This is a genomic window from Acetivibrio sp. MSJd-27 (assembly GCF_018918095.1).
Taxonomy (GTDB): Bacteria; Bacillota; Clostridia; order UMGS1840; family HGM11507; genus HGM11507.
Genome location: NZ_JAHLPV010000002.1, coordinates 1 through 12457, shown reverse-complemented (window position 1 = coordinate 12457; position 12457 = coordinate 1). Strand labels below are relative to the sequence as shown.

Below are 12457 nucleotides of genomic sequence, written 5' to 3'. Positions count from 1 at the left end.
TCTCCTTAAGTTTTTACTCCGCATCTCCAGCGGTTACAATTGCCAAAAAGGTGACTCCTTCCGGGCTGTTTGCAATCATACCATGGGGTTTGGAAGAATCGTAATAAATACAGTCACCCTTCTTTAAAACCGTTTCATGGGAGTCCACTACGGTTTTCAGCTCTCCTTCCAGAATATAATCCAATTCTTGGCCTTTATGGGTGGAGAGCGGAATCGGCTTGCTCATGGCTTCCTTCTCATAGGGGACCTGAACCACGAACGGCTCCATTTTCTTGTTTTTAAACAGATAAGCAAGATGCTGATAATTAAAACCGGAGCGCCTCTTGATCGGAAACCCTTCGCCGTTTCTCACCACGGTGAAAGTAGAAAGCCTGGGAGACTCACCGGCAACCAAATCTGTAATGTCAACCCGCAATGCTTTCGCTGCTTTATAGAGGAAGGTAAAACCAAAGTCGGAGTTTCCAGATTCCAACACCTGGTATTCCTCCGGAGTCACATCGGTCAATTTTGCCATTTCCTCTATGCTGTAGTCCATAATTTCTCTCAAATCTTTCAGCCTTGCGGCAATTTCAATATACATGTCCTGCATAAAAACGCCTCCTTTTTTATTTCAACCGCATCTGCGGTCCATTTTCATACCATCAAAAAACGTCCCGACAGAAACATCGGGACGAAAAGAAAATCTTTACGCGGTACCACCCAAATTGGTTGAAGAAACCCACTTGATATTTTCCGCCTGTAACGGGGGGAAGCCGGATATGTTCTGCCGAAGCTTTTCCATATCCACTTGGAAAGCTGATTCACTGCTTCATGCCTCTGCGGATTTTCACCAATCACCGCTCTCTGAAAAAGACGATGTAAAGCAGCCGGTCTCTCCTCAAACGTGTTTTATCTATTATTAAATATTATAATCTTATTTTCTTACATTTACAATACGTTTTCTATTTTTTTCTGACTATTTTTTACTGAGAATTAAAAAAAACAGCAATTTACAGGAAAACCTCAATTTTTTCGTCGAGATAATATAGGGCACCCCAGGCGGCGTCCTTTCCTCCCGGTTGAATCCTGCTTTTTGGAAAGGTCTTTTTCATTTTTGAGATGAAGAAATCAGCCAGCATTTTATTTTTCAGCAGGGTACTGCCATTCATGATAACAAGCAAGGGAGCATTTTCAATTTTTAGCTGTTTTACCGTCGTCTCACACATCTGATACAGTTCCTCCGCTGCGTCTGAGAGAATGGATAGGGCAGCTGGATCGCCATCACTTGCAGCGGCATCAACCAAAACAGCCAAAGACGCCATCTCCTTTTTGGTGTGATGATTCCGATAGATTCGCTCAATCATTTCATCAAAGGAAGCAGTTTGAAAATAGGATAGAAACTGTTCTGTCAATGATGTCGGCGGCATGCGTCCGTCATGAGCTTTCGAGACCCGGGAAAGGGCTTGAAGTGCAATGGAATAGGCGCTTCCCTCATCTGAGAACAAATGTCCCCAGCCTCCGCAGCGTGCTAGGTTACCCTCGCTGTCCTTGGCAAGGCAAATGGAGCCGGTTCCGGAAGTGACAGAAATGCCGGCAATTCCCTTCAATTCAGCATACAGTGCGGTAACAGCGTCATTAGTGACAATGATGCAGTCACAGTGCGCTATATTTCGTATCATGCGGTGCAGTGCTTTCCGGTTTTCTTCTCCAACCACGCCTGCCGAACCGAGGCAGATGCCTTTTATAATACTGTTGGGTGGAAGCTTCGAAAGGCATTCCCGGAGCAGAAGATCTACATTGATTCGGACGGCTTCTTCTCCTAGAGAATAGATATTGGTTCCTCCACCCACGATCTCACACAGCATATTTTTTTGTGAATCTACGGCTCGAAGAAGCGTTTTGGTTCCGCCTCCGTCAATTCCGATGAAGCAGTCCATGAGCTTTCCTCATTTCTGATATATTTCCCTGAAATTCCTCCAGCAGCTGCGCCGCCTTTTCCACACAGCAGTCAAACTGAAGCATCACAATAGCCTGGCTGATACAATAGCCGGATGCTTCCAAAGCCTGAATCGCTTGCTTTTTATTGCAGCCGGTGCAGTTCTGTACAATTCTCTCAGAGCGGATTTTCAGCTTTTCGTTGTTGGGAGTCATATAAATCATTCGGTTCTGATAAACACGTCCCAGCTTTATCATAATGCCGGTAGACAGCATATTTAGGATCATTTTCTGGCTAGTGCCCGCTTTCATTCTTGTGGATCCCTCCACGGCTTCAGGACCAGTCAGTGGATCAATACAAATATCGGCAATTCGGGACATTTCACTATTTTTGTTGTTACAGATACCTATAGTGAAGGCTCCGCAGTCTTTGCCTGCCTCCAGCGCACCCAGTACATAAGGTGTTCGGCCGCTTGCCGCAATGCCCACAACAATATCCGTTTCACTGATATCATTCGCCGTAATCTCCCGTCGCCCTGCCTCTCTGTCATCCTCCGCGCCGCGCGCCGCGTCAAAGACAGCCGATTCTCCGCCGGCGATGATGGCTTTTATGGATGTGGCCCCAAAGGTACAGCGCACTTCGCTGGCATCGATAACCCCCAGCCGTCCGCTGGTGCCGGCACCGAAATAGAACATTCTGCCCCCGCGCTTCATTCTTTGCACGGCTTTGTCCACCGCTTTCGCAACGGAAGCAAGTTCTTTCTCGACAGCTAGAGCGACCTTTTGATCCTCCCGGTTGATCATTTGCAGCATTTCAAGTGTATCGGACTCTGAAATGCCGAGGGTATCCCTGTTATTTTGTTCGGTAGTCAGTTGATTGATATCCAATGGACTCTCCTTTCTGCCTGTTTGCCGCTAATAGCAACACCTGGTCTTGCCAAAATGCCATTTGAAAATAGAAATCGTCCAGTTGACATTAATATAGCACAACGTTTTAACAAAAACAAGCCATCCGTGATTATTTGCCCTACAAAATAACTTCTTGTAAAAGTGCCTCTATTTTGTTATAACCTCGCTAGAAATGTCCTCCTGCCTCCGCAAGAACCTGTCAAGGGACGGGCAGTAAATTCGTATGCAAATCTCCAGCTAAAACCCTTGACACCCTTGAAACAATGCGTCTTGGTATTGCTATATAGTGGTCTGGTGCCAATTTATGAGCAGACAGAAGAAAAATATTCTCTTCTTCGCAAGGTTGAAACGCTTTTTCAGGGGGCTTTTTCCTTGCAAAAGCGTTTTTATCTTGTTATAATAAAATTAAGAAAATAAATTTGGTGGAACAGTTATGAACAAAAAGCGCTGGATTTTGAAAAACCAGGACAAAGAGACAATTGAATATCTGTCCAGAGAATTGTCCTTAAACCCGTTAGTCGTTAAGGTGATGATGAACAGAGGACTGAAGTCGAAAGAGGAAATGAACGCGTTTATCCGTCCGGACATTTGCCGTTTTCACGATCCTTATCTTTTGAAGGATATGGATAAGGCAGTGCGCCGGATTCGGAAGGCCATAGAGCAGAAAGAAACAGTGGCTGTATACGGCGATTATGATGTGGACGGCATTACCAGTGTTTCCGTGTTATATCTGGCGTTAAAAGAGATGAAAGCGGATGTCATTTATTTTATCCCGGATCGGAGCAAAGAGGGATATGGGGTCAATGCAGATGCAGTCCGGCGATTAGGGGAGCAGGGAGTTTCTTTGATTATTACGGTAGATTGCGGAATTACGGCAATCGACGAGGTTCGCTTGGGAAAAGAACTTGGGATTGACACAATCATAACGGATCACCATAAATGTCCCGGCAAAATTCCGGCGGCGCTGGCTGTAATCAATCCCAAACAACCAGGCTGTTCCTACCCATTTCAGGATTTGGCAGGTGTCGGTGTAGCATTTAAATTGGTTCAGGCGCTTATGGGAATGGAAAATCTCCCCGTTTTGATGGAACAGTATGGGGCACTGGCAGCTTTGGGGACAGTGGCGGATATTGTGCCGCTAAAAGATGAAAACAGGGTTACGGTGTTCTATGGAATCAAGAATATGAAGAAGGAGAAAAATCTTGGGATTCAGGCACTTTTGCAGGTAGCCGGGTTTGCGGAGAAAGAAATCACTTCCGGGACACTGGGGTTTCAGCTGGCGCCTAGAATCAATGCGGCGGGAAGGATAGGAAATGCCGATATGGGGGTGAGACTGTTTACCTCCGGCGATATACAGGAAGCAAAGGATATCGCGGATATGCTGGATGAACAGAATCAACTTAGAAAAGAGATTGAACAGCAGATTTTTGAAGAGGCGCAGGCTATCATTCGAGACGACAAATCTATTTTATCGCACAACATAATTATACTGAGTCACAGTGGCTGGCATCATGGAGTAATCGGCATTGTCGCATCCAGGCTGACGGAGGAATACTATAAACCGTGCATCCTGTTTACCGAGGAAAATGGCACTTTAAAGGGATCCGCCCGGAGTGTGAAAGGGTTTAACATCTATGATGCACTCTATGCGGTCAGTCCCTATATTGAGCGGTTTGGAGGACACGAGCTGGCCGCGGGCCTTACCCTTCAGAGTGAAAAATTTGAAGCGTTTCAGCAGGCTTTGGAGGCTTACTGCAAAGAGCATGTTTCCGCTGAAGTACTGATACAGCAGGTTCCGCTGGATGGAGAAATTCATGACAGCGACATGACACAGCAGCTGGTGGAGGAACTGAAAATGCTGGAGCCTTTTGGAATGGGAAATGCACAGCCTAATTTTTTGGTTCGGAAAGCGAAAATTGTAAAGAATTTTGCGTTTAAGGAGGGCAAGCATCTAAAACTATCCCTCTGTCAGCGTGATAAATATATCGATGCGGTCGGATTCTCTATGGGAAGATACAGCACCGTGCTGAAAAAAGGGGATCAAGTTTCGGTCGCAGGAAATATCTATATCAACGAGTTTCGAGGTGAGAAATATTTTTCAATCAGAATCAAGGATATCCGGCTCTCATAGTGAGGGGTTTTCGGAAGATAAAAAAATGCTGGATGAGCTTTTCTCCAACATGGAAAAATATAACAAAAAAATAAACAAAGCGCTGATCACGAAGGCGTTTTACTTTTCCAAAAAGGCACATGAGGGGCAATTTCGGAAATCCGGGGAACCCTTCTTTACCCATCCCGTCGAGGTTGCCTTGATTTTGAGCGATCTGGGGATGGATGATGCTGCCATTGCGGCGGCAATGCTGCATGACACCATCGAGGATACCCAGTACACCTTTGAAGATATTAAAAAAGAATTCGGCGAAGAGGTTGCCATTTTGGTGGAAGGGGTTACAAAGCTGGGACAGATTCCATACAGTTCCAAGGAAGAACAGCAGGCGGAGAACCTGCGCAAAATGCTTATGGCGATGGCTAAGGATATCCGCGTCATCATCATCAAACTTGCCGACCGTCTGCATAACCTGCGCACTATAAAGAGCATGCCGGAGGAGAAGAGAAGAGAAAAAGCGCTGGAAACGATGGAGATTTATGCGCCCATCGCCCATCGTCTGGGCATGAACAGTATTAAATGGGAGATCGAGGACTTGTCCTTGATGTATCTGGATCCTGTGGCGTACAAAGAGATATCCAGCGCGATTGCGCAGAAGCGGGAAGAGCGTTTAGAGGTATTGGAAGAGATTAAAAATACGCTGAAAAGGAAATTTGACGAAGTCGGCTTAAAGGCACAGGTGGAAGGCAGGGTAAAACATTTCTATAGTATTTACCGGAAGCTGTATTCAAAAAATAAGACGATGGACGAGATATATGACTTGTTTGCCGTGAGAGTGATTGTGGATGACCTCAAGGACTGCTATACCGCTTTGGGGATTGCCCATGAACTGTATAAGCCGATGCCGGGACGGTTCAAGGACTATATCGGAATGCCAAAGAAGAACATGTATCAGTCTCTGCACTCCACGCTAATTGGTACCAACGGATCGCCTTTTGAGATTCAGATAAGAACGCATGAGATGCATAAGACGGCTGAATATGGTATTGCTGCCCACTGGAAATACAAAGAGGGAAAGACTGCGGCGACCGACTGGGATTCGAAGCTCGCCTGGATCCGGCAGCTGCTGGAGGTGGAGAAGGATACGGAAAGCCCATATGAGTTCATCAGCAATTTGAAGATCGATCTTTTTTCGGATGAAGTGTTTGTCTTCACTCCGAAAGGAGATGTTATCAGTCTGCCGCTTGGTTCTACTCCGATTGATTTTGCATTTAGCATCCACACAGCGGTGGGATGGAAGATGATTGGAGCCAAGGTAAACGGTAAAATTGTTACGCTGGATACCAAGCTGAACAATGGGGACATTGTGGAGGTTATGACTTCAAAAACCTCTGCCGGCCCCAGTCTGGATTGGCTGAAAATCGCTAAGACCTCCCAGGCCAAAAACAAAATAAACGCTTGGTTTAAAAAAGAAAACAGGGATGCTAATATTATAAAAGGGAAGGAATTGATCGAAAAAGAGCTGAAGAAAATGGATCTGACCATGAACGATTTCTATGAACCAGAACTAAACGCATTTGTGTTAAAGAAATTTTCTTTCAGCCATCCGGACGATTTCTATGCGACCATCGGGTACGGCGGTATTTCGGTAGATAAAGTGGTTTACCGGGTTCGTGATTACCTGAAAAAAAATAAAAAAGAGCTTTCCCCCGATATCACAGCAATGATAACCCCATTAAAGCATGCGAAATCGGACAAAACAGGAATTCGTGTGAAGGGAATCGACAATTGCCTTGTGAAATTTGCCAAGTGTTGCAACCCTCTTCCAGGGGATGAGATCATCGGTTATATCACCCGCGGAAGGGGGGTTTCCGTGCACCGGGCAGACTGTCTGTCCATCCGGGATGTGGAGAAGGCCGACGGAGATACCAACAGGCTGATCGAAGTGGAGTGGACCATTTCGGAGGCAGCTGTATACCAGGCAGAACTTTTGGTAACCGCGAATGATCGGGCAGGTATTTTGGTGGATTTGACGGTCTGTTTTAATGAGATGAAAATCCCTCTGCGGGCAATGAACGCAAAAACCACAAAGGATGCGCTGTGCCTTATTACGCTGACTTTGGAAATCAAAAGCTCCGATCAGCTTTCCAGGGCGATCAGCAAAGTGAAAACCATCAAGGATGTATTGAGTGTTACCAGAACCAATAAAAAGCTGTAGGATGTGATGAAGTGAAGATAGTATTGCAAAGGGTCAGCCGTGCCAGCGTTACGGTTGAGGAAAGAGTAAAGGGACGGATAGGCGAAGGCTATATGGCACTTGTGGGCATTACGGATACGGACACGGAAGAGATTCTGAAATATATGGCGGAAAAGATGATAAATCTTCGAATTTTTGAGGATGAAGCCGGAAAAATGAACCGTTCTCTTTTGGATGTCGGAGGTGAAATCCTTCTGATTTCACAGTTTACGTTATATGCCGACTGCAAAAAAGGCCGCAGGCCCAGTTTTATCAAAGCAGGTTCTCCTGCTTTTGCAGAACAGATGTATGAAAATATGATAAAGTACTTGGAACATTTGCTTCCGGGAAAAATACAGACCGGACAGTTCGGTGCTGACATGAAGGTTGAACTGGTCAATGATGGACCGGTTACAATTGTTCTTGACTCTGATGAAATAATGTGAATGGCGGAACCAAAAATTTTGTATCTCAGGAAATTGAAAAGAACAATACAGCGTTATTGTTTCATAGGAAAACGAGGAGGACTCAAAATGGCAGTTTTATTAAAACAGGCGGAAACCCAGGAAGATATTGTGACGGTTGCAGCGTTGGCAAAGGAGATATGGCATAGACATTATGACAGGCTGATTGGGGCCAAGCAGGTTCATTATATGGTCAATAAGTTTCAGAGCCAGGATGCAATTTCTGAGCAAATAGAGCAGGGGACCATCTATAAAATTGCTTTATGGAATGAAAAGCCCGTGGGATACTATGCTGTGAAAAAAGAACCGGAGAAGAGCAAAATTTTTCTGAGCAAAGTATATATAGACAAGGAACACCGCGGGAAAGGTATCGCCACAGTGATGCTGCGGGACATTTTGGATATTGCGGAGGAGGCAGGGTTAAAAAGCATTTACTTGACGGTCAACAAAAACAATAAAAATTCCATTGCAGTCTATGAGAAGATGGGCTTCCGCAAGGTGGACGAAGTGAAAGCAGATATCGGCGATGGATTTTTTATGGATGATTATATTATGGAGCAGGAGATTTAAAAATTGAGTCTCTAATGTCTAACAGAAACAGAAAAGCTCTTCCGCATAAAAATGATGCGAAAGAGCTTTCTCTCTTCAATCCATTATTCAGAATTATTTTAAGACCACTGTTTTTGTCCGTTCATTATAGGAAATCGAGAGACCTAGCTGATCCGCGATAAAACGAATGGGAACAAACAATTTGTTATTTACTGTCTGCGCTGCAAGCTGCATGGGTACGTTTACGCCGTTTACTGACGCGTTCTGCTGGCCTTCCTGAAAGCGAAGCTCCGTGCCATCAGCGGACGCGGTAAGACCGTTCTCCATTGAAACGGCAAGTCCTATCTGCCGGAGCAGCGCTTCCGCATCGACCAAGGTAACATAATCGATGGAAATCGGTTTGTTTTCAAAATTTATCAGATTTCCTTTGTAAACGACCTGAATGCTGCCGTCATCGCTCATCTGCTGACCGTTTTTGCAAAGCAATTCTCTCTCCTTTTCCAGATAACTGCGGTAATCCTGATACAGTGTTTTATATGGCGTTTCGCTCTCCATATCGATTCCCATTTCTTTAATCAGCTCCAAAGCGTCTTTGGAGGAGCCGGCTTTTAGGAAACTGAGAAACCGGGAGGCTTTGCCTGCGTTGATATCCTTTACCACCATATTTGTCGCGGTATAGGACATTGCATAGTTGAACACATAAAAATCACTGTAATAATGGGGGATTTTCGCCCAATATATCTTGGAGCTTTCGGCTACGTTAACAGCCGGACCATAAAATTGTTTTAACACATCCATTGTTGTTTTGTTCATAAAGTCAGCGGTCAGTACTTCTCCGTTCAAAACAGCATCCTGTGCGATTTCCTCGATCTTTGCCTGTTTCATCACTTCGATGCCATAGCCGAACATATAACTTTCCATCTGTGCGGTATAATATAAAATTTCGTCGTCGTCCTTTGCCTGTTTCAGTTTATATTGATAATATAAAGTCTCATTGGTGGTGGAGGCGATTTCCGAAGACACATAGGGGGCATTCTGATATTGGGGAGGCTGGTTTTGGGCGGACAGGTACATATGTACAGCATGCCCGAGCTCGTGGGCTAAATCTCCTACATCGCTCAGTGTTCCGGTAAAGTTGACTAAAATAAAAGGATGCTTGGTGGTAGGCATAGTAAAGCCGCCGCTGTACTTTCCGTTGCCCGGCTTGGCGTCGATCCAGTGTTCATCAAAAGCCTTGTTCAGCACGGAGATATACTCCTCTCCCAAAGGCTGTGCCGCGGCGATGATATCGCGTCTGGCTTCCTCCATCGTATAAATTTTTTGGGAGGAGGGGAGATAATTCTGATACATATTGTACGACTCCAGCTTTTCGTATCCCAGAGCTTTCCGCTGTATGTCATATTTCTCGTTGATAACAGTGAGATTATTCATTGTATTTGACATGAGCAGGTCATAAGCTTTGCGGGAAACCTGATAATTTTCAAGCTGTGCGCTTAGAGTAGAATCATAGCCTTCATACTTATTGTTCGTCAGACTCTGCCGCACATGTTTATCGTACAGGGAGGCAAACGTATTCTGCTTAGATAGATAGGGATAATTGAGGGCATCCACCGCATCCCTGCGGACGGATTCCACTGAACTGAACAGATATTTTTCACTTGAGGGAACGAGGGTTCCCTCCTCGTCCAAAATGGAAGCAGCGCCTAGTTCTCCATCTTTTAGTGTGCTGTATACGCTTTCAAAATCGCTGATTGTGTTTAACTCGGAAATTAATTTTTTATCATCATTATAATCCGCATTTTCCGGATCTTCCCGAATGGATTTCAGAGTGGAAGCCATCATGGCAAAACGGCGGTCGGACAGCAGACTGGAAAACTTTGCATCATCCATCGTCGCGATTTCATTGTTGAACATCCGGTAAGCGGCAAAAAAACTATTATATATATCATTGGCTTTTACGTAAGATGCGGTGGCCTCGCTGGAAGTATAATTTTTTTGGAAGGAAAGAGATGCATAGTAGTATACATCTAAAAGCTTCTCGTATACTTCGTCAAGCGTATTGTTGAATTGAATAAAAACGTCCGGATTATGTAGCTTGCCTTTGCAGCTGTTCAAAAATACAATCCCTTCCTGCATACTGCTACAGGTCTGGAGAAACGCTTCATTAGAAGAAAAAAACTCGGTTAAATCCCAAGTGTATTTGCTCCAATCCTGTTCGCCGGTCTCCGCATTTACAAAAGAAAACGGGCATAGTATCAGGATAAGGCAAAGTAGTAAAGCGAGTGTTTGCTTTTTCATAAATCCATCTCCTTTTCATCGATTGGTAAAACAAAACAAAAAAGATTTTCCATCTGTGTAAAGAGCTAATTTTCCGGCGTTAAAAGCACCATCTGGAAATATTGGGGGAAATCCATTCTTTTTGATGCGGGGATAATCTTGATTCCATTATACAACAATTGATAAATAATGTAAACTGATTTTTCATTACAGTTTGGTTTCAAAACAGGAAGAGTCGGTTTATTGACTTGGGATTTCATATGTGGTATCATGGTAATAAAAGCAAGATGCTCACCTGCCTGTTCACACGGTGGGAATCATTTTTTCAGCGGGAATGCGTTTTATGCTGAATGGCTTTATTTCAGAGCAATGTTTCTTATGAAATAACTTAGAATAAAGAAGGGATCGATGACGATGAGAATAGAAACCCAATGTCTTCATGAAGGCTATGAACCAAAAAACGGGGAGACTAGAGTTCTGCCTATTTACCAGAGCACAACTTACAAATATGATTCCACAGAACATATTGGAAAATTGTTTGACTTATCCGTAGAAGGACATATGTATTCAAGAATCTCCAATCCAACGGTTGAAGCGGTAGAGAAGAAAATTGCCGCTTTGGAGGGCGGTGTTGGGGCTTTGTGTACAACCTCAGGGCAAGCGGCCTCTCTGCTTTCCATTTTGAATATTATGAAAGCAGGTGATCATTTTATCAGCGCCGCGACGATATACGGGGGAACCATCAACCTGTTTGCAGTCACTTTAAAAAAATTTGGGATTGAATGTACCTTTGTAGATCCGGATGCGGACGAGGAAGAAATCCAGAAAGCATTCCGTGAAAATACCAAAGCAGTGTTTGGGGAAACGATCGCAAATCCGGCAATTGCTATTTTTGATATTGAGAAATTCGCGAAAATCGCCCATAAAAACAATGTGCCTCTCATCGTAGACAATACGTTTGCGACGCCAATTCTATGCCGCCCAATTGCATTTGGTGCGGACATTGTGATTCATTCCACCACAAAATATATGGATGGTCATGCAGTTCAGGTCGGCGGAGTTATCGTCGACAGCGGAAATTTTGACTGGACAAACGGGAAATTTCCTGAATATACAGAACCCGATGAGAGTTACCATGGTGTGATATACACCAGGGATTTCGGGAAAGCCGCATATATTACCAAGGCACGGGTACAGCTTACGCGTGATTTTGGCACATATCCTTCTGCAAATGCCGCATTCCTGCTCAATCTTGGACTGGAAACTTTGGCGGTTCGAATGGAGAGACATTGTGAAAATGCTCTGAAAGTGGCGCAATATTTGGCTGCCCAGGAGAAAATTGAATTTGTGAATTACCCCGCTCTGAAGGATAACAAATATCATACTTTATATCAGAAATATGTGCCTAAGGGCTGCAGCGGCGTCATCTCTTTCTCTTTAAGGGGAAGCCGGGAGAATGCGGTTCGGTTTCTTGACAACCTGAAGCTTGCATCCAACGTGGTTCACGTTGCCGATATACGAACCTGTGTGCTGCATCCAGCAAGCTCAACCCACAGGCAGCTGACGGATGAACAGCTGAAGGCGGCGGGCATCACTCCGGGACTGATACGGCTGTCCGTGGGACTGGAAAATATTCAGGATATTATAGATGATTTGGAGCAGGCATTTCAGAAAATATAGTCTTGTTTCTATGCCGAGCTGCTCGGAAAGCGATGAAGTTCTGGTGTGAGCCCTTTATGAAACGTTATAACTGGCGGCAAAGTGTCCTCTGCCTCTTTGGGCACTGCTGTGCAGTGCCCTTTTCCACGCTGAATGACGGGACAAGCCCTTATTGAAATATGAAAAAATGTCCTCCTGCTTAAGGAGGACATTTCAGCCTGTCGAAAAACGCATGGATTCCATCAAGCGAATCCACGCGTTTTTGTGTCTATTGGGAATAAAAACATGAGTATCCGATGCAGCGTGCCATGGTTCCCATCCCGCCACTTCCACATGGCCAGC

At 44.7% G+C, this 12457-nt stretch carries 9 protein-coding genes; 5 read left to right on the top strand and 4 right to left on the bottom strand.

What is annotated here, in order from left to right:
* Positions 1-13: 13 nt before the first annotated feature.
* The 3 genes from KQI32_RS01170 to murQ form a co-directional block, all read right to left on the bottom strand.
* Complete coding sequence (locus KQI32_RS01170; RefSeq protein WP_216423614.1) at positions 14-589, bottom strand: helix-turn-helix domain-containing protein; 576 nt, start codon at positions 587-589, stop codon at positions 14-16.
* Positions 590-989: 400 nt separating this feature from the next.
* Positions 990-1916: a BadF/BadG/BcrA/BcrD ATPase family protein gene (locus KQI32_RS01165; protein ID WP_216423613.1), complete on the bottom strand. Its 927-nt coding sequence runs from the start codon at positions 1914-1916 to the stop codon at positions 990-992.
* Positions 1894-2802 (bottom strand): N-acetylmuramic acid 6-phosphate etherase, encoded by a 909-nt coding sequence (gene murQ / locus KQI32_RS01160; protein WP_216423612.1) that lies wholly within the window; start codon positions 2800-2802, stop codon positions 1894-1896. The genes KQI32_RS01165 and murQ overlap by 23 nt, the downstream gene beginning before the upstream one ends.
* A gap of 454 nt (positions 2803-3256) precedes the next feature.
* Here murQ and recJ point away from each other — a divergent pair, with 454 nt between their 5' ends.
* The 4 genes from recJ to KQI32_RS01140 all read left to right on the top strand — a co-directional run bounded on the left by recJ (position 3257) and on the right by KQI32_RS01140 (position 8200).
* A complete protein-coding gene (gene recJ / locus KQI32_RS01155; RefSeq protein WP_216423611.1) occupies positions 3257-4954 on the top strand; it encodes a single-stranded-DNA-specific exonuclease RecJ in 1698 nt (565 codons plus the stop codon).
* Positions 4955-4979: 25 nt separating this feature from the next.
* A complete protein-coding gene (locus tag KQI32_RS01150) occupies positions 4980-7148 on the top strand; it encodes a bifunctional (p)ppGpp synthetase/guanosine-3',5'-bis(diphosphate) 3'-pyrophosphohydrolase (protein WP_216423610.1) in 2169 nt (722 codons plus the stop codon).
* 11 nt (positions 7149-7159) lie between these two features.
* Positions 7160-7612, top strand: coding sequence for a D-aminoacyl-tRNA deacylase (gene dtd / locus KQI32_RS01145; protein WP_177692109.1), 453 nt, complete (start codon positions 7160-7162; stop codon positions 7610-7612).
* An 87-nt stretch (positions 7613-7699) separates the two neighbouring features.
* Entirely contained in the window at positions 7700-8200 is a 501-nt protein-coding gene (locus tag KQI32_RS01140; protein ID WP_216423609.1) for a GNAT family N-acetyltransferase, read from the top strand.
* Between the two features lie 93 nt (positions 8201-8293).
* On the opposite strand, the gene KQI32_RS01135 is transcribed toward KQI32_RS01140, so the two are convergent.
* Positions 8294-10477, bottom strand: coding sequence for a M3 family metallopeptidase (locus tag KQI32_RS01135; RefSeq protein ID WP_216423608.1), 2184 nt, complete (start codon positions 10475-10477; stop codon positions 8294-8296).
* 393 nt (positions 10478-10870) lie between these two features.
* Between KQI32_RS01135 and KQI32_RS01130 the strand changes: the two genes are divergently transcribed.
* The gene (locus tag KQI32_RS01130; RefSeq protein ID WP_177692116.1) at positions 10871-12136 is read left to right on the top strand and encodes an O-acetylhomoserine aminocarboxypropyltransferase/cysteine synthase family protein; all 1266 of its coding nucleotides are present in this window, start codon (positions 10871-10873) and stop codon (positions 12134-12136) included.
* The last annotated feature ends 321 nt before the right edge of the window (positions 12137-12457 follow it).